This window comes from Candidatus Chryseopegocella kryptomonas (genome assembly GCF_001536065.1).
GTDB lineage: Bacteria > Bacteroidota > Ignavibacteria > Kryptoniales > Kryptoniaceae > Kryptonium > Kryptonium kryptomonas.
On the sequence record NZ_CZVW01000008.1, the window covers coordinates 68,483 to 94,648 of the forward strand.

Annotated in this window: 22 protein-coding genes; 6 read left to right on the forward strand and 16 right to left on the reverse strand. The window is 34.8% G+C overall.

Annotated features, from left to right (window positions below; genetic code table 11):
- The first annotated feature begins 131 nt into the window (after positions 1 to 131).
- The 6 genes from AWW83_RS04850 to AWW83_RS04875 are packed head-to-tail and all read left to right on the forward strand — an operon-like array spanning position 132 to position 6,391.
- The gene (locus AWW83_RS04850; protein WP_092349339.1) at positions 132 to 1,091 is read left to right on the forward strand and encodes a site-2 protease family protein; all 960 of its coding nucleotides are present in this window, start codon (positions 132 to 134) and stop codon (positions 1,089 to 1,091) included.
- Between the two features lie 8 nt (positions 1,092 to 1,099).
- Positions 1,100 to 1,915 (forward strand): hypothetical protein, encoded by an 816-nt coding sequence (locus AWW83_RS04855; RefSeq protein ID WP_092349342.1) that lies wholly within the window; start codon positions 1,100 to 1,102, stop codon positions 1,913 to 1,915.
- A complete protein-coding gene (locus AWW83_RS04860; protein ID WP_092349345.1) occupies positions 1,912 to 3,429 on the forward strand; it encodes a FlgD immunoglobulin-like domain containing protein in 1,518 nt (505 codons plus the stop codon). The genes AWW83_RS04855 and AWW83_RS04860 overlap by 4 nt, the downstream gene beginning before the upstream one ends.
- Positions 3,430 to 3,439: 10 nt before the next feature.
- Positions 3,440 to 4,366: a hypothetical protein gene (locus tag AWW83_RS04865; RefSeq protein ID WP_143713893.1), complete on the forward strand. Its 927-nt coding sequence runs from the start codon at positions 3,440 to 3,442 to the stop codon at positions 4,364 to 4,366.
- Between the two features lie 13 nt (positions 4,367 to 4,379).
- Positions 4,380 to 5,276, forward strand: a complete 897-nt coding sequence (locus AWW83_RS04870; protein WP_092349351.1) for a PorV/PorQ family protein — start codon at positions 4,380 to 4,382, stop codon at positions 5,274 to 5,276.
- Entirely contained in the window at positions 5,273 to 6,391 is a 1,119-nt protein-coding gene (locus AWW83_RS04875) for a glycosyltransferase (protein WP_092349354.1), read from the forward strand. The genes AWW83_RS04870 and AWW83_RS04875 overlap by 4 nt, the downstream gene beginning before the upstream one ends.
- Here the strand turns inward: AWW83_RS04875 and AWW83_RS04880 are convergent.
- The 16 genes from AWW83_RS04880 to AWW83_RS04955 form a co-directional block, all read right to left on the reverse strand.
- Positions 6,380 to 6,571: a hypothetical protein gene (locus AWW83_RS04880; protein WP_092349357.1), complete on the reverse strand. Its 192-nt coding sequence runs from the start codon at positions 6,569 to 6,571 to the stop codon at positions 6,380 to 6,382. The genes AWW83_RS04875 and AWW83_RS04880 overlap by 12 nt on opposite strands.
- Positions 6,568 to 7,446 (reverse strand): prolipoprotein diacylglyceryl transferase, encoded by an 879-nt coding sequence (locus tag AWW83_RS04885; protein WP_159421109.1) that lies wholly within the window; start codon positions 7,444 to 7,446, stop codon positions 6,568 to 6,570. Before AWW83_RS04885 ends, AWW83_RS04880 begins: the two co-directional genes overlap by 4 nt.
- A 96-nt stretch (positions 7,447 to 7,542) precedes the next feature.
- The gene (locus AWW83_RS04890; protein WP_092349363.1) at positions 7,543 to 7,860 is read right to left on the reverse strand and encodes a hypothetical protein; all 318 of its coding nucleotides are present in this window, start codon (positions 7,858 to 7,860) and stop codon (positions 7,543 to 7,545) included.
- On the reverse strand, positions 7,835 to 9,127 hold the full coding sequence (gene hisS, locus AWW83_RS04895; RefSeq protein ID WP_234697246.1) for a histidine--tRNA ligase: 1,293 nt from the start codon (positions 9,125 to 9,127) through the stop codon (positions 7,835 to 7,837). Before hisS ends, AWW83_RS04890 begins: the two co-directional genes overlap by 26 nt.
- The gene (locus AWW83_RS04900; RefSeq protein ID WP_092349369.1) at positions 9,120 to 9,587 is read right to left on the reverse strand and encodes a PTS sugar transporter subunit IIA; all 468 of its coding nucleotides are present in this window, start codon (positions 9,585 to 9,587) and stop codon (positions 9,120 to 9,122) included. Before AWW83_RS04900 ends, hisS begins: the two co-directional genes overlap by 8 nt.
- A gap of 25 nt (positions 9,588 to 9,612) precedes the next feature.
- Complete coding sequence (locus tag AWW83_RS04905; RefSeq protein ID WP_092349372.1) at positions 9,613 to 12,129, reverse strand: sugar phosphate nucleotidyltransferase; 2,517 nt, start codon at positions 12,127 to 12,129, stop codon at positions 9,613 to 9,615.
- A gap of 63 nt (positions 12,130 to 12,192) precedes the next feature.
- On the reverse strand, positions 12,193 to 13,665 hold the full coding sequence (locus AWW83_RS04910) for an amino acid permease (protein ID WP_092349375.1): 1,473 nt from the start codon (positions 13,663 to 13,665) through the stop codon (positions 12,193 to 12,195).
- A 26-nt stretch (positions 13,666 to 13,691) separates the two neighbouring features.
- Positions 13,692 to 15,074 (reverse strand): tryptophanase, encoded by a 1,383-nt coding sequence (locus AWW83_RS04915; RefSeq protein ID WP_092349378.1) that lies wholly within the window; start codon positions 15,072 to 15,074, stop codon positions 13,692 to 13,694.
- Between the two features lie 16 nt (positions 15,075 to 15,090).
- A complete protein-coding gene (locus tag AWW83_RS04920; RefSeq protein ID WP_092349381.1) occupies positions 15,091 to 17,049 on the reverse strand; it encodes a M1 family aminopeptidase in 1,959 nt (652 codons plus the stop codon).
- Complete coding sequence (locus AWW83_RS04925) at positions 17,036 to 18,001, reverse strand: DMT family transporter (RefSeq protein ID WP_092349384.1); 966 nt, start codon at positions 17,999 to 18,001, stop codon at positions 17,036 to 17,038. Before AWW83_RS04925 ends, AWW83_RS04920 begins: the two co-directional genes overlap by 14 nt.
- 13 nt (positions 18,002 to 18,014) lie before the next feature.
- Positions 18,015 to 20,567, reverse strand: coding sequence for a M14 family metallopeptidase (locus tag AWW83_RS04930; RefSeq protein ID WP_092349387.1), 2,553 nt, complete (start codon positions 20,565 to 20,567; stop codon positions 18,015 to 18,017).
- Positions 20,568 to 20,589: 22 nt separating this feature from the next.
- Positions 20,590 to 21,402 (reverse strand): SPL family radical SAM protein, encoded by an 813-nt coding sequence (locus AWW83_RS04935; RefSeq protein WP_092349390.1) that lies wholly within the window; start codon positions 21,400 to 21,402, stop codon positions 20,590 to 20,592.
- Position 21,403: 1 nt separating this feature from the next.
- Positions 21,404 to 22,432 (reverse strand): DUF1015 family protein, encoded by a 1,029-nt coding sequence (locus tag AWW83_RS04940; protein WP_092349393.1) that lies wholly within the window; start codon positions 22,430 to 22,432, stop codon positions 21,404 to 21,406.
- A gap of 19 nt (positions 22,433 to 22,451) precedes the next feature.
- Positions 22,452 to 22,625 carry a DUF1015 family protein gene (locus AWW83_RS10125; RefSeq protein WP_143713895.1) on the reverse strand — a complete coding sequence of 58 codons (174 nt, stop codon included), beginning with the start codon at positions 22,623 to 22,625 and terminating at the stop codon, positions 22,452 to 22,454.
- A 72-nt stretch (positions 22,626 to 22,697) separates the two neighbouring features.
- A complete protein-coding gene (era, locus tag AWW83_RS04950; protein WP_092349399.1) occupies positions 22,698 to 23,684 on the reverse strand; it encodes a GTPase Era in 987 nt (328 codons plus the stop codon).
- A 6-nt stretch (positions 23,685 to 23,690) separates the two neighbouring features.
- Positions 23,691 to 26,159 carry a glycoside hydrolase family 94 protein gene (locus AWW83_RS04955; RefSeq protein WP_092349424.1) on the reverse strand — a complete coding sequence of 823 codons (2,469 nt, stop codon included), beginning with the start codon at positions 26,157 to 26,159 and terminating at the stop codon, positions 23,691 to 23,693.
- Between the last annotated feature and the right edge of the window lie 7 nt (positions 26,160 to 26,166).

A 26,166-nucleotide genomic window follows, 5' to 3' on the forward strand; every position in this document is an offset into this window, starting at 1 on the left:
TGTGGACATGTTTCGCTTTACAAATTTTTTATCTATTTTAATTTAAAAAATTTTAATCTTTTTATCAATGATGTTCAAATTTGATTTTTTCCCGTTTTTTCCTCAAATTCAATAAAAAAATCTGGCGATAGATGAGCAACCCTGAATACTATCAGCTCTTCGGAATCCGTGAGTATAAACCAAACTACGCACTTCACATTTTTCTCTTTGTGATCACATTTTTCACCGTCACACTGGCGGGTGTTCAATGGGTACTTAAAGATCCATTTGAGTTAAGTAATTTGCACTATGGTTTGCCTTATTCACTTTCAATTCTCTTTATAATTGCATCGCATGAATTTGGGCACTATTTCGCTGCAAAGAAACACGGCGTGACAACAACTCTTCCATTCTTTATCCCATTCCCCCCAATTCCATTTGTTTTAAACTTTGGAACCCTTGGTGCGGTTATACGAATAAAATCTTTAATCCCAAACAGAAAAGCTTTATTTGACATCGGCGTCGCAGGACCAATTGCCGGTTTTATAGCAACACTTCTTGTGTTAATTTACGGCTTTGAAAATTTACCTGACATTGAGTATCTCTATCAAATTCACCCTGAATATCGTTTTCTTCCTTCTCTACCAAAAGGAGATTTAACTTTTGGAGATACACTCCTCTTCTTCTTTTTCAGAAAATTATTTTCAATTTTGAACCCGGATGCCTTTATTCCACCGATGAATGAGATTTACCACTATCCTTATCTTTGTGCAGGATGGTTTGGTCTTCTGGTAACTGCGATGAATTTAATTCCAGTAGGTCAGCTTGATGGAGGACACATTATCTTCGCAATGTTTGGTGATAGGCATAAATACATTGCACGTGGATTTTTTTACAGTTTGATCTTTTTCGGTCTTTTTGGAATTTTTGAGCAAAACCTTGGCTGGCCAGGTTGGCTTGTGTGGGCTTTCGTTCTGTATTTTATAGTAAAAATTGAGCATCCACCAATTGGAACATTCGGAATGCTTGATAAAAAACGAAAAATAATCGGATGGATTACGATTTTAATTTTCTTTCTCTCAATATCACCCGTCCCAATCACAATAAAATGAGTCGCTAAATGAAAAAGGCATTTTTCTTTCTATGCGCTGTTTTAATTTACGCCTGTAAAGATTCTGATTTGGGCTTTATTGATGTCAATTTTTCAAATCCACCGATTGTTAAAAACTTAAAAGTTGAACCTCAAAAAGTAAATCTTGACACAATCATAATTGGAGGTGAAAAAAATCCCGAAGACACACTCAATATAACATTTAAACTCACCGCAACTGTCATAGACAAAGACGGACAGATGGACATCGCAGAAACTTTATATCAAATTTTAAATCCGTTAAGAGGTGCGATTTTAAAAAGTGGCAAATTGAATAGAGTTAACGATTCAACTTTTTATGGAGAACCGAATTTTAAAATTAAAAGGAAAGAAAGTGGAATTTATTTTGTCAAGGTTTATTCTGTTGATAAATCTGGAATTTCGGGGAATGAAGTTTATTTTAGTTTTGAAGTTTATCGTGGCAATCGTCCGCCAGTTATTTCAGAACTTAACGCACCTGATACAGTTTTCCTGCAATCTCAAACAGTTCTAATAAAAATGACAATTAAAGCAACCGACCCAGACGGAGATAACGATATAAAAACTGTTCAATTTAACTCATTTAAACCAGATGGTTCTCCATCGTCCGGAAATCCATTCAGAATGTATGATGACGGCAATGCAAGCGGAATTAGCGGTGATGATAAAGCTGGTGATGGAATTTACTCAATTATAATCCAACTACCACCGAGCACGCAAAAAGGCAGATATAGATTTGAATTTCAAGCGATAGACAGAGCAAATGAAACAAGTAACATCATAACACACTTTTTGACTGTCCTATGAGGATAAAACTGGTTGTGTTAATTTTTTGCCTTTTAAATTTTTCGTTCTCGCAATTAAAACTTAGCTATGAATTTAACGCACAAAGTTTATCAAATTTGCCAGCTGGAAATATCATCACAAATTTGTGTGCTTGTGGCGATACAATCTGGGTTGGTTCAAGTAAAGGTTTAAGCAGAACAACCGACGGCGGACGAACATGGAAAAATTATTATCAAACTCCTGAATTTGGAACAAGCAAAATATCTGCAATCGCTTGTAAGAATGGTGTTATCTGGGTTGCAACCGCAAGGACTGTTAAAATAGATAACAATCAATTTCCCGAAGGGCTTGGCTTATTGTATTCAACCGACGGAGGAGAAACTTGGACCAAAATAGAACAACCAATTGACACAAGAACCGACACGATTGAAATATACGGAATTAATCAACTAAAAACTTTGCCCATAACGACAACGATAAATAACATAACTTATGATATTGCGATTACAAAGGACGCCGTCTTCATTGCTTCATTTGCAGGTGGATTGAGAAAATCAACTGATATGGGAAAAACTTGGCAAAGGGTTGTTTTACCACCTGACTTTTTAAATCAAATTAGCCCTGACGAAAATCTAAATTTTGAGCTTGATCCTGTCAAAAATTACAATCACCGTGTTTTTTCAGTTATCGCCGTTGATGACTCAATTATATGGGTTGGAACTGCGGATGGAATAAACAAATCAATAGACGGAGGCAAAACTTGGATAAAATATAACCACCAGAATCAAACATCGCCAATTTCTGGAAATTTTGTCGTTGCCCTTGGAAATCAAAAAATTAAAAATGGAAATGAATACAAAAACATAATCTGGGGTGCGACAATTAACGCAAATGATCCAGATGAGTATAAAGCATTGAGTTTTTCAGAAGATGGTGGAAACACTTGGCGTGTCACACTCATTGGTGAATTTGTTCACAATCTTGATTTCAGGGATTCTATTGTTTACGCTGTCAGTGACAATGGACTTTGGCGGACAACGAATTTCGGACAAACTTGGGAAAAAGCGGGAAAAATTGTTGATTTATCCTCACATCAATCAATTAACACAAATATCTTTTATTCAATTGCTGTTCAAGGCGATACAATCTGGGCTGGAAGTGCAGATGGGCTTGTAAAGTTCTCCGATTCAGAAACTTTTGGCAGCAACTGGAAAATTTTTAGGGCTTATGAAAAAGTTTCGGGAACTGAAAAAACATATGCTTATCCGAACCCATTTTCCCCATGGAATGAAGTAGCAAGAATTCACTATAGCGTTGAAAATCCCCAAAGCAAGGTTACAATTGAAATTTTTGATTTTGGAATGAGAAAAATTAAAACTTTAATTATGAATGCTCCACGAACAGGAAAAAGAGAATATGATGAGGTCTGGGATGGTAAAGATGATGAAGGAAATGTTGTCCCGAATGGAGTTTATTTTTATAGAGTTAAAATAGACGAAAAAGAACTATATGGCAAAATACTCGTTGTCCAGTAAAATAATTTTTTTGCTTTTATTTCTTTTTTCAACAGTTAAAGCACAGAATCTTTCAATTGCTTCATTTTCACGACTTGGATTTGGCTCACGAGGGATTGCGCTTGGAAATGCTATGGGCTCTGTTACTTATGGTGAAGTTACGGGATATTATAATCCCGCTGTTTTACCATTTGCAAATTTGAAAAAAGCATCACTTACAATTGGAATTCTTTCACTTGACCGAAATCTTGATTTTCTTCATTATACTCAATCTCTTTACCCAACCGCTGGATTTTCAATTTTTTTAATTCGTGCTGGGGTAAAAAATATAGAAGCAAGAGATGCGGATGGATATATCATTGAAAATCTTAACACAAGCGAATATCTTCTCGGTTTCTCGTTTTCAAATAGAATTGTTAACAAATTGTCAATCGGCATATCTTTAAAATTTTACTACAATAAACTATACCACGAGGTTAAATCGCAAACCCTTGGGATTGATTTCGGAACTTTGTTTCAACTTAACGATAATATATCTTTTGCATTTTCCATACATGATTTAAACTCTGGCTATAAATGGGATTCATCAATAATTTACCAAGAGAAAGGACGCACATTTACAGAAAAATTTCCTGTGACGAAAAGATTTTCCGCATCATATGTTCTAAAAGATATTTTACTTTTCTCCGCTGATTTAAATGTCATCGGCGTTGAAAAGAAATTTAATTTTGGAACTGAAATTTTCCCTTTGTATTTTTTATCAAAACAGTTTAAAAATATAGCAAGTAATTTTTGCATCAGAGGAGGCGTTGAATTTTTTGACTATGTTCGTTTTTCAACTGGCTTCGGGATAAGTCGTAAAGTTGGAAATTTCACTTTTACATTTGACTATACTTATAAATTTGAAAGATATGCACCATCTGGAATTCAATTCTTAACAATTGGAATAGAAATTTAAAGTTCAAGATTTTATGTTGAGAGTCATAACGATACTTCTACTGCTTGTTAATCTGTTATACGCAGGTGGGAAAACCGGATTTGGATTTTTAAATATCGGTGTTGATGCAAGAGTAATTGCCCTTGGTGACGCTGGCGTTGCACTTCAAAATGGAGTTCAAAGTATATACTACAACCCCTCTGCAATTTCTTCATTGACAAAACCAGAGATAGTATTCACATATAAAAACTGGCTTGTTGATGGAAAGATTATTCACAGCTCCTTTGGAATTCCCTGGAAATTTATTAACATTGGATTCAGTTTAACCTCATTCACGATTTCAAACATAGAGATACGCAATAGACCTGGAAAACCTGAGGGGACATTTGCATTCCGAAATTTTGCCTTTGCTTTTACAATATCACCGAGTGTTAAATCACCTTTAAAATTTGGCTTAACCACAAAATATATCTTTGAAAAAATTTTCATTGATGAAGTTTGGAACCTTGCTTTTGATTTAGGTTTAGCTTATAAGATTGAACATTCAAAAATTGAAATAAACACAGGGGCATCAATAAAAAACCTTGGCAGAGGGAAAACCTTTAGACAAAGTAAAACTTACTTGCCAACAACTGGAGCATTAGGAGCAGCTATTTCTTATGCTCCCTTTAATTCAAGTGAGATAAAGCTCTTACTTTGTACTGAATTTAGGCATAGATTCGTGGAGAATTTAAATTCCTCCGGTTTTGGTCTTGGGGTTGATTTGGGCATGTTTTCTATTTACAGTGGATACGAATTTGGAGGACAATTCAAATCTGTTGGCTTTGGATTTGGAATTAATCTAAACAGGTTTTCTTTAAATTATGCCTTTTCACCACTTGAACTTGACTTGCCAAATTCCCATACTTTTACGATAGAATTTAAGTTATGAGTAAAAAAATTCTCATTATATTTTTGGGAAATATTGCTCATGATTCAAGAAGTTTAAAATTAGTAAAATCAGTGAAAAATTGGGGATTTCAAGTTGAAGTAATTTGTTCGGTTGAGCCTGGCGAAATAGCGATAAAAAATCCAGAAATTAAATATGTTAAACTAAAAAAATGGAGCAAAGCAATTTTTAAGATAATTGAATTTTATTTAAAATCTTTTCGCCTTGCCATTAATTCCCACCCAGACTGGGTTATAGCTTCGGATTTATTTGCTTTACCTATTGCATGGCTTGTTTCATTTAAAAAGGGAACAAAGTTGATTTATGACTCAAGAGAGTTTTACTCTTCTCTTGCTTCAACGAGCAAACATAAATTCAAACAAAATTTTATTTACATTTTTGAAAAATTTTTTGCATCAAAAAGTTTTATTATCTTGACTGTAAATCAATCAATTAAAAATTTTTTATCAAGAAAATTCAAATCAAAACCGATAATTGTCGTTAGAAACTTACCCACAATTGCAGATATTGGAAATCGTGAGTTCAGAGTTAATATCAATTTACCAGATATCACACTAATTTATTTAGGACATTTCCATCCCGGACGCGGTTTTCAAATTTACTTTGATTTGTTAAAAAAATTACAAGATGAAGGGGTTAAAAGCAAGCTTTTGTTCATAGGCAAGGGAGAATTAAAAGAAAAATTAGAGAAAGAAATAATAAATCGTGGATTAAGCGAAAGTGTCATCGTTACAGGTCCATATTCCCCGAATCAAAGCATAAAACTCCCTGCCACAACTAAGCCCATTGGTTTATGTCTTATAGAACCGTTGTCACTTAGCTACATTTACTCGCTTCCCAATAAAATTTTTGAATATATGAAAAACTCTATTCCCTTTGTAGCAAGTGATTTTCCAGAGATAAGAGAAATCGTTGAGAAATACCAAGTTGGAGTTTTAGCAAACCCACAGAATTTTGAAGAGATTTATAGCTCAGTTAAAAAATTGATTGATGATACATTTCTTTACCTCAAATTGCGAGAGAATTGTAGAAAAGCGTTATTAGAGTTAAATTGGGAAAACGAGGTAAAAAAGTTATATGAAATTTTAAGAGCTTGATTTATCTTGTAATTTTCTTCGCCAGCCAATTTTTTCAACAAATCTGCCAATGATAAACATAACAATGCCAATTCCTGCAAAAAGCATCTCATTTCTCATGCTACCCTGTAAACCCGCAATAAGCCCTATCATTGTTTCTGCTATTCCCAATGCCTGCAAAATTTTACCCAAAATAATCATATCTCACTTTTACCTTTGGGTTTTAACTTGAAATACATTAAGAGACCGACAATAAAAAGCAAAATAGAAATTACCTGAGCTTCAGTTAAGCCAAGTAAAAGAGGTGGATTAAGGCGAATAAATTCAATGAAAAATCTTTCAATTGATGAAAGAACTAAATATAAACCAAAAAGTTCACCAAAAAATTTAACTCTTTTTCTATAATACCATAAAAACAAGAAAATCACCAACATAATTAGAAATTCATAAATAGGTGTTGGATGAAGTTTGATAAATTTATCAAATTCAGTGATATACCCAAATTTATCTTCTCCAATAATTTTTGAGGCTTTTTCATAATAGTTGTATTTTTCCGCAAGTTCAGGGAATCGTTCAAAATAATTTTTTAAAGCGTAGCTCGGTTTGAGTGTTCCGTTGGCATAAATGGTGCCCCATGGCAAGTTAGTTGGAATGCCATAATCACCATCGCCAGCAAGGTGGCATCCAATTCTTCCTATTCCATATCCAAGTGCTAATGCTGGTGCTACTGCATCCATGACTTTAAAAATCGGGAGTTTTTTCCTTTTTGTGTATAGAAAGAGAACTAAAAAAGCAAGAATAAAACCACCATACCAAGTTAGTCCACCTGCTGAGAAAGCCATTTCAAGTGGATTTTGTAGGAAATCGGAAAAATTTTCAATCAAAAATAAAATTTTCGCACCGACTATCCCAGAGACAACAGATAACACAACCATCTCATTCGCATAATTGACATTCATTTTGAGACGCTTGAACTCCTTGCCAAGCAAATAATCCGCAACAAGAAAAGCAATAGCCATCATGAAACCATAACTATAAATAGGAATTGGTCCTATTTCAATTAAAATTGGGCGCACTTTAATTGAGTATGTTTATTTTTACGAACTTATTTTTTCTTGGGCTACTTTTTAGGCTTATCTTATCTCCGATAATGGAAATAGAATAAGTGTTTTTTATATTTTCTTTTTTTTGACTATTGTTAAGGTATAAGTCCCGTTTGAATACTCATATAACCTGTACTCAAACCTTGCTGGTCCAAACTGTGAAATTGGAGAACTTGGGGGTTTAAATCCAAGTATTTTAAATGTTAATTTCTTGTCTTCAATTTTAACATCAACATCAATATCATAGTTAAAAGCCAGAAAATGTTGCGTTGTTTCAAGAAGAAATTTTAAAAATTTCTGCCGTTTCACATCATCAAATTCCTTTGATATGTAGAGGATGTAATCGTATTTAAACTCCGGTTCAATCCTTGGGGATTTCCTCGGCATACTTTAACGATATAAATTCTAAAATTTCACTTAATTTGATTTTCTCTTGATGTCCATCAATAAGGTTACGCACAATGCAAATTGACTCTTTAAGTTCATCTTCACCTAAAATTATCGCATACTTAGATCCTTGTCTATCTGCCTCTTTCATCTGCGATTTCAAACTTCTGTTAAGTAGATCAATTTCACATGGTATCATCTTTTTTCTTATTTCTCTTGCTAAGCTCATCCCTATTCTCTTTGCTTCAAAACCTATACAAGCAATAAAAACAAATGGATATGAACTTTTACCAAAGTCATAATTGTTTTTTTCAAGGATCATCATCATTCTTTCCATGCCTAATGCAAAGCCAACGCCAGGGATTTCAGGTCCCCCTATCTCTTTTGAAAGCAAATCATATCTACCACCACCAGCTATAGCATCTTGCGAGCCAAGTTCTGGACTTATGATTTCAAACGCTGTTTTTGTGTAATAATCAAGCCCACGAACTAAATGTGGCTCAATTTCATATTTTATACCAATCTCATCAAGATACGATTTTAATTTTTCAAAATGTTCAGCGCAATCTTTACAAAGATAGTCATAAATTACAGGTGCATTTTCGGAAATTTTTCTGTCAATTTCATCCTTTGAGTCAAGTATGCGAAGCGGATTATGTTCAAGGCGTTTTTTGCTATCTTCGGAAAGTTGATCATAAAATTTTTTAAAATAATCCTTTAAAATCTCTTTATACTTTGGACGGCATATCTGACAACCTACCGAGTTAACTTTTAAACTATAATTTTTAATTCCAAAACTTTCAATGATATTTAAAACAAGGTCTATTATTTCTGCGTCCACCTCTGGATTTGAACTTCCTATCGCTTCAGCACCAATTTGATGAAATTGCCTAAGGCGCCCAGCTTGCGGTCGCTCCTGCCTAAACATCGGTGAAATATAATAAACTTTAAAAAGTGGAATTTGCTTGTTGATCTCATACTGAACATATGCCCTCATAACGGAAGCGGTCATTTCAGGCTTCAAAGTTAAACTTGTTCCACCTTTGTCAAGAAACGTGTACATTTCTTTGCTGACAATATCTGTTAACTCGCCTATACCACGGGCAAACAAATCAGTCTCCTCAAAAATCGGAGTTCTTATCTCTTTGTAATTGTAAACCTCAAAAATTTTTCTAACCTTAGATTCAACATGTTGCCATTTAAATGATTCATCTGGCAATATATCTTTCGTTCCGCGAACATTTTTTAAAATTTTTTTATCAGCCAAGATATTTTTCTTCCTCTGTTTTAAATAACTCAACCACTTCTTTTGGCGATTTTGCATTCAACAATCTCTCGCGAAACTCATTATCGTTCATCAATTTTGATATACGGCTTAAAAGTTTTATATGTGGTCCAACCATATTGTCTCTGCCGACAAGTAAAAATATAAGGCGAACAGGTTCCCCATCAAGCGAATCATAATCAATTGGTTTTTTTGTAATTGCAAAAGCTGCAACTATATCCGTGACAGCATCAGTTTTGCCATGCGGGACAGCAAATCCTTTCCCAACCCCAGTCGTCATAATTTTTTCTCTTTCAAAAACTGCCTCTCTAACCTTGTTAACATTTTTAACTTTGTCCGATTTTGCAATTAAATCAACAAGTGCGTTTATGGCATCTTCTTTTGACGATACATCAAGTCCTACTATTACAAAGTCTTCACTTAGAATATCGCTTATTTTCACACCCTCACCATAAATTTGTTTTCATTTACGATTTCATCCAGTTTTCTATTTTTTCAGAGAATATCTCAATTAATTCTTCAACTTTGCCCTCTTGATCTGATTCGGCAAAAATGTGAATCTCGCTTTTTTGTCTATCGGGCAAGATTAAAACCCAAGTTAAATCATCCATAAAAATCTTAACACCGTCAATTAATTGTCTTCTGTATTGCTCTGTTTCAAGCGTTGCAAGACGCATGACCTTTCCTTTAAGATCACGCGGACATGAAAGAGTTTTTTTCTTCAAAATTAATTTAGGCAAACTTTTTTCAATTTCTCCAATTTTCAAGCCAGTTATTGACATTAACTCAAGAATTTTTGAAATTGCAAACATTCCGTCAGATGCGAAAAGAAATTCTGGGAAAATAAAACCTCCTTTTGTCCCACCGACAAACTTAACATCTGGATTTTTTAGCACAATTTCCATCATCCCGTAATGTGAATTTTTCGTTCTCAGAACTTCAACTCCATACTCTTTGGCGATTAAATCAACCTCATATGAAGCCGTGATCGGCACCGCAATTTTCTTAACATTTTCAGAATATGCTTCAAGGAAAAGTTTTACAACAACGGAAAGAAGACGATCATTTGAAATAAATCTGCCATTTTCATCAATTACCCAGATCCTTTCAGCCCCGGGGTTAAGCATAAAACCAACATCATAGCGAATTGATGTAACAATTTGAGCTAACTCGTCAATTGCCTTTTTAAACTCAATTTCATCTCTTGTCAATTTTGATGGCTCTAAATATGCGTTCAAAGAAACAACCTTACAACCAAGTTGACCGAGTATGTTGGGCAAAATTGAAACTGCGACACCATTTGAGTAGTCAATCACTATTTTAAAATTCTGCTTGCGTATTAAATCAACATTTAAAGACGATAAGAATTTTTCAACATAACCTTCCGTAACTCTTACTGGGAAATTGATATTGCCAACCTTATCGTATGGAACTCTTGGAAAATCCTCACCGAAGAATAATCTCTCTATTGATTTCGCCTTGCTTACAGGCAAATCCATTCCATTTGAATCAAAGAAAATTATATCTGTTTGATGTTTATCAACAGGTGACTTACGCACATGCAGTCCACCTGCGTATCGTCCACTTCTTAGTTCATGTCTTACCATTGGAATTGAAGCAATTCTTAAATCATCTACATCAAGACCTGCGGAGATAAGTCCGCATATCAATGCACGATTCATCATCCTTGAGACATTATCAGCGTCGCGACTTACGAGAACAGTTTTACCTTGACCAAGAAAAGCACCAAAAGCTGCGCCAAGTTTAGCACCAAATTCTGGTGTCATCTCTATATTTGAAATTCCACTCACTCTTGAATCAGTAAAAAGTTCCTTAAGCCATTTATCTTCCCAAACCAAACTCTTTGATAAAACTGAACCATCTTCAACAACTTTCCATGGCCAAAGTTTTATATTTGACATTAACTTTGCCTCATTACCTATGATGCAGTGATCACTTATGAACACATTTTCATTTATTTCTACCCTTTCACCAATGACACAATCATAACCTATAACATCAAGAGTTAAGCGAGCGTAATTTTTTATCTTCGTTCTATCCCAGATGACTGTATCAATAATTTCACACTCATTCCCAATTTCACAATTTGAACCAATCACCGAATTTACAATTTTAACATCTTTACCAATTTTAGTATTGTCGCCGATAACAACGACACCAGAGAATTTTTCAAAACCGTCAACTTCGGAATTTTCACCTATGTAGATAACCGCTTTATCAGTTTTAATTTTTTCTCCTTTTATTTCAACCGAAACAGCACCAGAAAGGCAATCAAGATGCGCTTCAAGATAATCGGTCAGTGTTCCAATATCACGCCAATAATTTTCAGTGATAAAGCCGTAGAAGGGAATTTTCTTTTCAAGAAGTATTGGAAAAAGATTTTTGCTGAAATCAAATTCTTGTTTATAAGGGACAAATTCAAGGACAAATGGATTGAGGATGTAAATTCCCGTGTTAATTGTATCGCTGAAAACCTCACCCCAACTTGGTTTCTCAAGAAAACGAGAGATCTCACCAGTATCTTTGACAATTACAATTCCGTATTGCAAAGGATTTTTTACTCTGGTTATAACAATAGTCGCCTTTGATTTTTTATCAAAGTGATAATCAATTGCTTTTGAAATATCAACATCTGTTAAAACATCGCCACTTATTACAACAAACTCTTCATCTCCTATAAACTCAGCTGCGTTTCTCACGCTTCCAGCAGTTCCAAAATCCGCTTCAGCTTTAACATATGAAATTTTCACTCCAAAATCTTTCCCATCTTTAAAATAATTCATAATCACATCAGGATAATAATAAACGAGCGCAATTATGTCAGTAATTTCATACTTTTTCAAAAGGTTAATTATTCTGTGCATAATTGGAATGTTAATAATCGGAACCATCGGTTTGGGTATATTCATCGTAAGCGGTCTGAGGCGAGTTCCAAATCCACCAGCCATTATAACTGCCTTCATATGACAAGACCTGACGATAATTTTTGAATTAAATATAACACAAAGAAATTAACAATCAAAGTTTTAGTTCAACTGGCGAAGTTTGCTATGTCTATAACCATAAGAAAAATAAATTACAAAACCAATCAAAAGCCACACAATAAAACGAATCCATGTTATAAGAGGCAAACTTAACATAAGATAAAAACATGTTAAAATGGCAAGAATTGGAACAATAGGGACGAGCGGAGTTTTGAATTGTCTTGGTGCGTTTGGGTCTGTATATCTTAACACAAGAACTCCGCCAGAGGTCAAAACAAAAGCGAAAAGAGTTCCTATGTTTGTCAACTCCGCAGCTTCCCCTATGTCCGCAAAAGCAGCTGGAATTGCAACAAAAATTCCTGTTAATATAGTTGTCACATGGGGTGTTTTAAACTTAGGATGAACTTTTGCAAACCATTGTGGTAAAAGCCCATCACGCGCCATTGAGAAAAATATTCTCGGTTGTCCAAGCTGAAAAACAAGTAAAACAGCGGTTGTTGAAACCACAGCTCCAAAGGCAACTATCCCAGCTGCCCAGTTCAATCCAATTGAACTGAAGGCTTTTGCAAGTGGCTCAGGGACATTTAATTCAGTGTATTTTATCATTCCTGTTAAAACAATTGCAACAGCGATGTAAAGAATTGTCGTTATAACAAGCGATGCTATAATTCCGACTGGCAAATTTTTTTGTGGGTTTTTAGTTTCCTCAGCTGCTGTTGAGATTGCGTCAAATCCAATGTAAGCAAAAAATACAAGCGCAGCTCCAGTCATAATTCCTTTCCATCCATTCGGCGCAAAAGGTTGCCAGTTTTCTGGTTTAACATAAAAGGCACCAACGATGATAAAAAACAACAAGATCACAAGTTTAATTGCAACCATAATTGCATTAAAAGTTGAACTTTCTCTTATCCCGATCACAAGAACTATCGTTATAAGAGCGACAATCCCAAAAGCAGGTAAATTGAAGAAAATAGGGATATTTTTATTTAGAAATGGAATTGTAATTTGTGGAGCTGAATTTAAAATTTCAGGAGTGTTAATTGCTCTCACATAATCTGTAGTCAACCAAGCTGGAATTGTTATCCCGAATCCACGAAGCAATTCCACAAAATAAGCAGACCAGCTTATTGCAACCGCTATGTTTCCAACAGCATATTCAAGTATCAAATCCCATCCGATGATCCACGCAATAAATTCACCAAATGCTGCATACGAATATGTATACGCACTTCCAGATATTGGTAGCATTGATGCAAGTTCAGCATAGCACAATGCAGCAAAGCCACAAGCAATTGCAGTGATTATAAAAGATATAACAATTGCAGGACCAGCTCCAATGTGATGTGCCCCGCCGGCGGAAGCAGTTCCTGTTAATGCAAAAATCCCTGCTCCGATAATTGCTCCAATGCCAAGCGCTGTTAAATCAAGAGCATTTAATGCTCTTTTTAACCGATTCTCTCCGCTTTCTGCTTCGCTTAAAATTTGATTAACTGACTTCTTCCGAAATAAGCTCACTTTTACCCTCTCCTTTGCTTTTGTTTTTAATCTATCGGTTCAAATCTTGCTGTAAAATGCCTCAAAATTGGTGCCTCCCACACAATTTTATATCCTTTCAATTTATCCCTGTTTCTGTGAACCTCTGTAATGACTTCAATAACATAATCAATATGGCTTTGCGTGTAAACTCTTCTCGGGATAGCAAGACGAACAAGCTCCATAGTATGCGGTATAAATTTCCCTGTCTCTTTATCTTTTCTCCCAAACATTACGCTTCCAATTTCAACACTTCTAATTCCTCCAACTCTGTAAAGTTCAACCACAATTGACTGTCCCGGGAATTGCTCTGGCGGTATATGAGAAGCAAATTTCTTGGCATCAAGATAAACCGCATGACCGCCCGGCGGAATTAAAACGGGTACACCACGTTCAATAAGTTTCTCTGCAAGATATTCAACAGAGCGAATTCGGTAAACCAAATAGTTTTCATCTAAAACTTCTTCAAGCCCCTGAGCTATCGCTTCAAGGTCTCTTCCCGCAAGACCGCCATAAGTTGGGAAACCTTCCGTCACGATCAAAACATTTCTTGCTTTAAGAGCAAGTTCATCATCATTCATCGCAAGAAAACCACCGATATTTGCAAAGGCATCTTTTTTAGCACTCATTGTGCAACCGTCAGCATAAGAAAACATTTCTTTTGTAATTTCAAAAATTGATTTGTTCTCATAACCTTTCTCACGCTTCTTTATAAAGTATGCATTTTCAGCAAAACGACAAGCGTCCAGAAAAAGCGGGATGCCATACTTATCACAAACTTCTCTCACTTCGCGAATGTTTTGCATTGAAACAGGTTGACCACCATTTGAGTTGTTTGTTACCGTCAACATAACGAGCGGGATATTTTCGGCTCCTTTTTCTTTTATGAATTTTTCAAGACGCTCAACATCCATATTGCCTTTGAAAGGATGCCATACATCGGGCTGGGTTCCTTCTGGGATAGGAAGATCAACAGCATTACCTCCAACAAATTCAATGTTTGCTCTCGTTGTGTCAAAATGAGTATTGTTGGGAATGTATTTGCCCGGACCAGCAACAATTGAAAATAAAATTTTTTCAGCTGCTCTCCCTTGATGAACTGGAATGACATGTTTAAATCCAGTAATTTTCTTAACAACCGACTCAAATCTGTAAAAACTTTTTGAGCCAGCATACGATTCATCTCCATCCATAATTCCCGCCCATTGTTTTGAACTCATGGCATTTGTCCCGCTGTCCGTCAAAAGGTCAATTATTACATCTTCCGCTGGGATGTTGAAAACATTATAACCCGCTTTTTTTAAAATCTCTTCCCTCTCTTTTTCGGTTGTAAATTTAATTGGTTCAACAACTTTAATTTTAAACGGCTCAATTATAGTTTTAAATCTCATTTTTCACTCCCTAAATTTATTTTACCAAAACCATCTTTCTTATGTCCCGATAAAATTTCTTTGCATCACCTGAAATCACTAACTCGTAAAAATAAACTCCAGAAGGCAATCCATCTGCCACGAAATTAACTCTATATCTCCCCGCTTCAACTTTTCCACTAAAAATTTCTCTAATCTTTCTCCCAAGAACATCATAAACATTTACTTCACAATCCCAAACCCCGCTTCCCCAAATCTCAAATGTTATCTCTGTTGATGTGTTAAAAGGATTCGGATAATTTTGATAAAGTTTAAAAGAGTAAGGCATGCTCAAATAAATTTCGCCAGCGTTTGAAACAGCGGATTCAACCTTTTTCAAAATTTTATTCTTGGGATCAAATTGCACTTTCACTCCGCCAATTGCATTTAAAATTTTAAACTTTACAGAATAAACCGTGTCAATTGTGTAATTCCAAAATGTTAACAGTGTATCTAAATCACCTGCTTGAATTTTTATCTCAATTGGGACTTTGAAAACTCTTGAATTCTTCTGAATTTGCCTGACTTGAAAAATTAAACTCAAACTATCATCATTTGAAACCCAAACATTATAATCAAAAACTGGATAACCTGAATTATAAACCCATTGCTCAAAAAACCAGTTAAAATCTTCTCCCGTTATATCATTCACAACTTGAATAAACTTTTGCGTCGTTCCCGTGCTGTATGCGTATCTTTTCCCCCATTCTTTTAAAACAGAAAAGAATAATGAATCTCCGATTAAATTTCTTAACATATGCAATACCCACGCACCTTTAAAATAAACCGCTGTTCCAAAAAGTTTCTGCGGTGGTGGATTGTAGATTGAATATCTGATGATAGAATCTTCAAAAAAGTAATAAATTGCCCAACTTTGCAACTTCGCTTTAAAATTTTCCACGCCATATTTATACTCCGTATATAGAGCATCCCCGTAAGATGCAAAACCTTCATTCAGCCATATCTCGCTCCAATTTTCGCAAGTTACAAGATCACCCCACCATTGATGAGCAAGTTCATGTGCTATTCCACCTTCATAATTTCCATCAAGCCAGCGTCTATGAATTGTCGTCATAGTTTGATGTTCCATCCCACCATATCCAAATGGATAAACCGCAACCATTCCATACTTTTCAAAAGGATACTCACCAAATTTTTCAGAGAAAAATTTCATCATATCAACGACATTTTTAAACGCATTCCCCGCCTTTGCTGAATCCTCACGCCAAACATAATACTTAACCTCAATTGAATCATCTGGATTTGAAATTCTTCTATACCAATGCGAAAAGGTTATATATTCAGAAGTTGCAAATGTGATAAGATATGTTGACATCGGAAATAATGAACGCCAGTGAAAAGTTCTTTCATCTCCCAGAACTTCATCACGAATTAACAGACCATTTGACGCAACAAGAAAGTTTTTTCTGACTTTCACGATAACATCAACGGTTGCTTTATCCCACGGCTCATCATAACACGGAAACCAGTATCTTGAATCCGATGGCTCTGTCATAGTGTAAGCAATATCCGAAGGCAAATTTGGCACAACTTCATCTTTTCTATAAAAATAAAATCCACGATCAAAATTTGATTCTCGCCTGAAATAAATTAAAACATTCAAAGTTTCAGATGCTGAAAAAATTCTCGGAAGAAAAATTTTTAAATTATCTTGATTTTGCTGAAAAATTAACTTTTGATTTTGCACTAAAATAGAATCAACTTGAATTACACCGCTTACTGCGTGAATGTTAATCTCGTTTAAACTTTGATTTGTTGCAAGTTTAATTAGAACATAACCCCGATAAAATCCATTTCTTTGAACAAGTCCGTTGTAAAGATCAATGTAAATTTCATAATGTAAAATATAAAACTCATGCTTTACATCCGCAAGCGATAAACTTTGGAAAAGAAAAATTGCCCAAAAAATTTTCAAAAATTTTTCAATGGTTTGCATCCTTTTCACTTATTATCTTTCGCCTGTTAAAATTTTTTAGGATAAGAGACGAATTAACAAAGAGCATTCCAATTAACACAAAAGTTGCACCAAAAATTATGTTTGATGTTATAACTTCACCTCCGATGAAAACGCCAATTAACACCGCAAACACAGGCGTCAAAAACGCAGTAAGCGACATTATCACCGCTGGAACTTTCCTCAAAAGCCAGTAATAAATTGTAAATGTGACAATTGAACCAAAAACTCCAAGATAAATTACGCTTCCAACTCCATTAACTCCAAATTTTATACTGCTCCAATCTTCAATTATGCTTGAAATTATAAACAAAATTATCCCGCTCAAAGACAAAGGTATAAAATTTATCGCAAGCGGATGAATACCCATCCCATATTTTTTCACCATTATCAAAACGGAAGCGTTAAGAAATGCGCTAACAAGAACCGCAACCATGCTCAAAAGAAATCTTGAATTTTGGAATAAAACATCACCACCAAAATGTTTCGTGTCAATTCTGAAAATCAACGCAACTCCGATAAACCCTAAAACAAGTCCCGTTTGCTGTAAAAAATTTAATTCCTCTTTCAAAAAAATTCTTGAAAAAATCGCTGCAAAAAAAGGCATCGTTGAAAAAAGTATACTTGCAAGATTGCTCGGAATTGTAACTTCAGCCCAATAAACAAGCGAAAAAGGAAATAGAAAAGAAAAAAGAGTTAAGTAGAGATAGAGATAAATTTGTTTCTCATTTATCGGAATCTGAATGTTAAAAAGTTTTAAAATCACAAGTAGAACAACGCTTGCCGTTAAAAAGCGAAGAGAAAGAGAAAAAAGAACAGGCAAATCTTTTAATCCCAGTTTTATGACAAACCATGTAGAACCCCAGATCATGCAGATCAAAACAAAAAGTAAAATTTTAACAAATGTTTTTTCAGCGATTTTTGTGAGTTTCATTCAGATAAATTTTTTAGTTTATAAGTGCGTTGAACAAAAATTTAAAAGTCGCCCACGTTTGTGATCTATGTTGAGGTCTAAAAGCGAACATCAAAATTTTCCCTTTCTCATACGGAACTTCACAAAGTGCTGGTTTCCCTTTAATTCTGCTTTCGCCAAGAAGATAACCACTCATAAGGACATCATCTCCATCAAATGTTGCGATTACCGAAACTTTATCTGAATAAGAAGTTGTTGAAAAAGCGATTGGATTTATCATATACGCAGGGACATAGTTTTCAAAGCCATATGCTATTGGATTTGAGTTATCAACTTTTAATTTAACAATTGTCCCAGGAGCAAAAAATTCTTTCGTGCTTACATTTCTTAACACATTTCTAATCGGAAGCCCAAGTTGCTCAATAGCGAAATTACTTGCCTCACCGAGAGCAATTAAAATACCGCCATTTTTTACGAATTCTTTTATATTTTCAACTCCTTGTTTCCCAATTCCACCTGTATATTCCTCTGGCATCTGTGGAGCATCTACCCTTTGACTTCCCATAAACTCCCTTCCATCAACTATTGCATTTGTCCCCATACTTGGCAAAATCAAAACATCAATTTCACTGATAAATTTTTTCTCTTTCAAATCCTGATTATGAAGAACTTTATAATCAAAATAAAAACTGTCAAGCACAAGCCGTGTCCATCCTTCGTCCATACTTGTGATCCACGGCTGATAAATTCCAATTATTTTTTTCTTCAATTCAACCAAATTTGTATCTACAATTCCATCTGTCAATTTCATTTCAATCCCAAGATTCCTTGAAAGATTTCTAATTTTTTCAAGCACATTTTTCTCATTTTTCACGACAAAACTGCCTTTCAAATTATCCTCACCCTTTGCAATGTAATAAACTTTGAGCCCTTCTTTTAAAAGCAGATTAACAAGCCGATACGAGTTTATGAATCTTCTTTCAAATACAAGATAATTCCCCTTGCCTTGAATTATTGATTGACCGAATTCAACATTTTCAATTTTTTCCATTGGAATTTCTTTTTTCTCATTTAGTTCAAAAACTTTCACACCCATTTGAAGTGGCAATGTCCAAGCTGTTACATCATAAGGTTGCTTCGGTGGTCCATCAGGATAGAGTCTAATGTCGGGATAGTTTTGAACCTCCATAACATCTTTGATAAAAGCTCTACAAGGTTGAGAAAGTGGAATGATAAATGTATTTTCAGAGAAGATGGTATTTCCAACGCTAAATGATTTTTTCGCTTTGTAAATTTCAACTCCACCAATTTGCAATCTTTTTAACAGTTCAATTGCTGAATTTGGATCGTGTTGAGAGTTTAAATCAATTAAATAAGCAAATGGAGATTCGTTTAAACCTTTTTCAATTGATTTCTTATTTGCGCTGTAAAATGTCCACAAAATTTTTTCCTTGTTTATCGCTGAAAAATTTAAAATTGCGTAAGTTGCTGCTTTCTCATAATCAATTATATCTCTCAAACGCCACCAACCTTCCTCAAATGGATTAAGATTATTGTTTGACAAATTGTTGTCCGGAATTTCATCTCCAAGCCCTTCAATACTTCCATAGGGTAAATAAATTGGCGTTGCAATTCTTGCGCTCGCTGCTTCTGAAAGAATTCCAACTCTATTATGCCACAAAGGTGTCTTTGACATTGTTCCTTGAAAATAAGCATTAAACCTTCCACCAGTTACAACGCCCTTGAATCCTTTTTGAATCATATCAAAAACAATGTATTTTCCGAACAAATTAGTAAGCGCCATTATTTCAGGCAAAACATTCGGATTCACAGGATCAGAATAAGGTGGAACAAAAAAGCGTGGTCCATTTGAGCCCATTTGATGTTGATCATAAACAACCTGTGGAAACCAATCATGATATAAAACTTTTGCTGTTAATCTCGTTTCAACCAAACTGAAAAAGTGAAAATCTCTGTTGTTATCGTGCCCCGCATAATAATGATAAAGCCAAGGCATCGGCGATGCTTCATATTTTGTCCCGACATATTTTTTATACCAATCAACAACCATTTGCTGTCCATCTGGATTCAAAGACGGAATCATAAGGATGACGCAATTGTCAAGTATCTTTCGCATCTCATCATCATTTCTTGTTGCAAATTCATAAATTAACTCAACCGATTCTTGACTTGCTGCAATCTCCGTTGAATGTATGTTCATAGTGATCAAAATAAAAACTTTACCATCTCTTATCAATTCTTTCGCTTTAGTCTCATTGATTCCGTATGGCTTGGCAAGTTGTTTCTGAATTGATTTTAACTTCTGTATCTCTTTGATATTTTTTTCGGACGATGCGATGGCAAGAATAAATGGTTTCCCGAGCGTGGTTTTACCGAGTTCTTCAACGATAACTCTATCAGAATTTTTATCAACATGGTTGAAATATGAATAAATTTCACCCCAGCCGATCAATTTTTTATCTTCGCCCATTTTAAATCCGAAAAACTTCTCTGGCGACAAAATCTGTGAAAGCGAAAAATTAAATGCAAGAATTAGCAGGAGAAAAATTTTAAAAGTTTTTCTCATATCTCGTTTTGCGAGTTTGTTTTTAAAACAAAATCTGGACTTCAATTCCTTTTGACGAAAATTCACTGTAAATTTCTTCAGCGACCGCTTTAAAATAATCTTCCCCGATTGCAAAGTCAAGCCGATTGATTCTGTAAATTTTCTCCGTTTTCCAAATGTAATTCATTTTGTCAACAAGAACATAATCAACTAAACCGATAATCTCACGGGCGAGATTTTTAGCATCCATTGGCAAAGTTGGACCGATAAACGCAAACGTTTTTACACCGCTTGATTTTAATTTTTCAAGCGCTTTGACTCTGCTGATTATTGAAGGCGCTTTTGGCTCAAAAATTTTTCTTATTCTGTCGTTGTCAGTTGTAATTGAGAATCCTACTTCAATAGAATCAAATTGAGTTAACAGATCAACATCTCTTAAAACAAGCGGAGAGCGTGTGAGAATCCCAACGGGATATTGAAATTCAAGAAGTATCTCAAGACATTTCCTTGTTAACTTAAATTTTTTCTCAACAGGTTGATAAGGGTCTGTGACAATGCTTAACCATATACTCGGTTTGTTTCTGTTTTGGAAAAATGATGTTTTGCTTTCAAGTTTTAAAATTTCGCTTTTTAATTTTTCAGCGATGTTAATTTTAACCCCGACAAATTCACCCCAACTTGCATTTTCCGAAAAAAATTTGTAATTCTTTGAAAATTTTGACATAAAATCAGCATAACAATAAGAACAGCCAAATTCACAACCAAAGTATGGATTTATCGTATAATCAATTCCCGGTATCCTTGATTTTGAGAGAGCGGTTTTTGTTTCTATGATTTTCAAATTCAAACCTCGCATCTTAAAATTTCCTCATTACAATTCCGGACAAAAGTTTCGGGAAAAAGTAGGTTGATTTCTGTGGCATCGTGGCTCCGGATAATGAAACTTCCTTTACATCAAGAATTGATGGCGGATTGAGAAAAATTGCTGTGCCTCTGAATTTTTCCGCAAGTTCAACTGCTGTTATGAAATCGTGTGTATATGTTAATTTAACATCTGTTAGCCCAGCAATTTTAAATACAAATTCGTGCAATATGGTCACATCAAGTTTTTTCACAGGTTCGGGGATTTCAGAAGGCAAGAAAGAACTTATGTTAATATCTTTTCTAATTTTCAAAGCCCAAAATTTATTTCCACCCGCATAAACACCAAAAACGCCCTTGTCGGAAATTTCCATAAATTTTTGCAATTCATCTGATGATGAAAACATTTCTAAATCAAAATACCCAATCAGTGCGTCATATATTTTTTTCTCCATAATTTCTGGACTAACATTTATCAAAACTCTATGAGTTGGCAAAATTATGAGACCTTCTGAATCCATATTCGTGAGATAAGTTAAAACATAATCATGTTCTTCTGTTGCTTTTGAAATTGAAGCCATAAATTCCCTGAACATTAAAGCGGTTTCATACCTATGATGTCCATCTGCGATGAAAACAGGTTTATCTTTGATGATTAAAGAAATGTTGTTAATTTTTTCACCACTTACCTCATAAAGTTTATGTCGTATACCGCTACCTGTTGGAAATTCAAAATCAAATAGCAATTGTTTTTCTTTGTCTTCGTTTAAAATTTTTTCAATTCTAAAATCTGGATCAGGATATATTCCAAAGATATGATCAAATTGTGCATTCGTTGATTTCAAAAGATTGAATCTGTCTTCCTTCGGCTTTGGCAATGTTTTCTCGTGTGGGAAAATTTTACCTTCACCAAATTTTTCAAGTTTCATAAGGCAAATTATCCCTGTGCGTGTGTAAACTCTTTTTTTGACCTCAAAAGTTTGCTCGTAGATATAAATCGCTTCTTTATCTCTTTCAATTATCACGCCATCTTTTAACCACTCTTCAAAATATCGCTTTGCACTTCCACAAAATTAACCTTACGACATTGTATTCGTGTAATTTGTAAAGTTCATCTTGTTCTTTTTCCGATATGACATCGTAAGGTGGTGCTACAAGTTTTTCAATCGGCAACGCTGGATTGTAAATCAAACCTTTAAATGCTTTTATTTCTGGCATTTGAAGAATATCAAAATTTTTTACAAATGCTTTTTTAAATTTTAATCCCAAATTGAACGCTTATATAAAAATTTAATCCACAGTATATCCCAATCTTTTCAACCACGCTTTGCTATCACGCCATTTTTTTCTCGCTTTTACATAAAGTTCAAGATAAACAGGTCTTCCAAGAAACCACTCAATTTCTTCCCTTGCAAGTTGTCCTATTTTCTTCAGCATCTGTCCATCTTTCCCAATGATTATTCCCTTTTGAGATTCTTTCTCAACATAAATTTCAGCAAGTATGTAATCTTTTTCTCCTTCATTTTTTGCTTCTCTGAATTCAACTATTGAAACAGTTGTTGAGTAAGGAATTTCCTGTCTAAATAACTGGAAAATTTTTTCACGAATAATTTCAGCAACAAAAAATCTTTCTGGATGCTCGGTTATCATATCTGGCGGATAAAAAGGTGGATGAACGGGCAAATACTGGATTATGACTTTTTTCAACTCATCTATATTTTGACCCTTCAACGCAGATATCGGAACTATCTCTTTAAATGGAAACGCCTTGCTAAAAAAATCAATCATTGGTAAAACTTCAAGTTTGTTGATGAGATCAACCTTGTTTATGACAAGTATAATCGGTTTTTCCTCAACATAATTTTTCAAAATCTCAAATGGCAAAGTTTTTAAGGTTACTTCATTTGTTTTTACCTTCTTGACATCAACCATAAATAAAATCACATCAGCATCCTTCAAAGCGGATTCAGCATATTCCATCATAACTTCTTGAAGTAAATAACGTGGTTTAATTAATCCTGGGGTATCAAGAAAGACAATTTGATAGTTTTCGCCAGTAAGTATCCCAATTATTTTGTGCCTTGTTGTTTGTGGTTTTGGAGTTACAATTGAAAGTTTGTGTTGAAGCAAAGTATTAAGAAGAGTTGATTTCCCAACATTTGGCTCACCAACTATAGCAACATACCCAGCTTTAAAATCCTTCGGAATCTCCTTTATCTCACTCACAGTTTGCTCCTCTTTATCTGTTAATTTATTTTCGCTTTCATTTTCAATCATACATTTTTAACCCGTTTGTTTTTCAATTTTTCCCATCACGACTTTGACTTTGCAAACCTCTCCTTTTTTGAAAACTGGCAATATATGATTCTGATATCTTTTTCCATTAATCCAGATTTCTTTAACACCTTTATTCACACCATCCGGGTTGTAAAATTCAATTTCATATCTTGCTCCACGATATAATCTACTAACTGAAAAACTTTTCCAGCTTGATGGCACACAAGGGTCAATCATTAATCCACCATAAGTCGGTCTAACGCCAAGCATGTATTCAACGACAGCTTTATAGAACCAATCGGATGAGCCCGTAAGCCAGGAATGGCTTGCCTCCCCGTAAGTTTGATGATCAGGACTCGTTACATATTCGGAATAGACATATGGTTCCATTTTGTAAACATCAGCATCTGAAGCATTATTTAGAGGCAATGTAGCTTGATAGATTTGATAGGCTCTTTCGGCATTCCCCGCTATTAGCTCCGCAAGAAAAACCCAGCTTGCCACATGGTTGAAGATAGCACCATTTTCTTTTTTCCCCGGAACACATCTTGTTGCAAGACCAATTGTTGGATCTACTTTCGTGTATGGCGGATGTAAAATTTTTGGACCTTTTGGTGTGTCAAGATATTTTCTCACAGAATCAAGACATAAAAATTTTCTTTCTTCATCGGCAATTCCACTTATAACAGCCCAAGATTGTGGATTAGCGAAAATTTTCCCCTCCCGATTTTTTGAAGACCCGAATGGAATTCCATCGTCTTTAAAACCACGAATGTACCACTTTCCATCCCAACAAAATTTGTTTATATTTTGCGAAATTTTTAAGTATAACTCAAGATAATTTTTAAGATAATTTTTGAAGCCAAGATAATTAAATAATTCAACCGCCTCTTTCAAAATATACGCTAAAAATTCAGAGCCCCAAACAGTTTCACCTTTCCCTTTTAAGCCCACATAATCAAGTGTATCGTTCCAATCGCCACGACCGAATTTAACTAAACCATGTTTTCCTAAGTTTGAAACAACATAATCTATGGCTTTAATCAAGTGTTGAAGCGCTGTGCCACTTCCACCGTCATAGTATTCTACCTTTTCATTCAAAAATTTAAAATCACCTGTTTCTTTCAAATATGTAAAAATTCCAAATGCTAACCAAAGCGGTGTATCACTGTGTCCTGTTTTTTCGCCTGTTCGTGAAATTCTAAAAAAGTTATGAAGCATGCTCCCATCTTTGAACTGGTAAGAACAAACCTCAATTAATCTTTCCTTGACACGTTTTGGATTTGCTATCAATTCCCCAAATATATCCTGCATCTGATCTCGCACCCCGGTTCCAAAAAGTAATCCACCGTGATAGTAGCCAGCGTTACGAGACATATCAAATGTAACGGCTATTTGATAGCGATTCCAAATGTTGATGAAAAGATTCAACTTTTCATCTGGCGTTTTAACCTGTAAAGTTTGGAGATAATTTTCCCAGTAATTTTTTAAAGTTTCAAACTGTTTTTTAACAAAACCAATATCTCTAAACTTGCTTAGAAAATCCTGTGCCCGTTTAAAAGATTTTGAACCAGTTTTCAATCTTTCATTCGTGTGAAGCGACGGCTTATCAACAAGGAACATAAAGAATGTAAATTCTTTTTCTTCGTCCGCTTCAAGTTCAAGCGATGTTTGCAACACAGCACATGGATCGCCTGCGGTGATCTCGGTATTGAAACATTTTCCATTTTCAACCGCTTCTGGATTTGCATTGCTTCTCCATCGTCCAATAAATGTTTCTTTATCTCCATCATACCCTTTAACATCAAGCGAAGTTGAAAAAATTAGATAATAAGGCCAGGCGTGATTTGGTTGGGCTACGCTAACACCTTTATTTGTAACCCAGTATCTTCGCGTTGCAACTATTGAATTTAAGCTTCTGTCAAAATAGACATCGGGAAAATGTTTATCATTAGGTTGATTTATCAAATCATTTAAAGCATTCCCCATAACTAGCTCAATATAAGCAAATATGTCAAGTTCCCTTCTCTCTTGTGTTAAGTTCTTAATCTTTACCAACCATATTTCAACATCATAATCCCGTGGGATAAAATAAGTAATTTCGCCTCTTAAACCAAGATTTTCAGTTGTTATCTTTGTATACCCAAGTCCGTGTCTGCATTCATAAAAATCGTAGTTTAGATCAAGCGTTGGAGCCCAGCTTAATGAAAAATATCTTCCAAGTTTTTCATCCCTGACATAAACATATCTTCCAGGTTGATCCCAAGGCAAACAATTATATCTGTATCTCGTCAAGCGATTATCTCTTGGAGTTAAGTAAAAAGTGTATCCCCCACCCACATGGCTCACAAGCCCTGCGAGTTTTCCGTTCCATATATAATTCATCCAAGGTGCTGGAGTCCTTGGGTCAGTTATGACAAATTCTTTTCCATCTTCTGTAAAGTAACCATATTTATTGACTTGAAAAATTTTCATCTTTAAT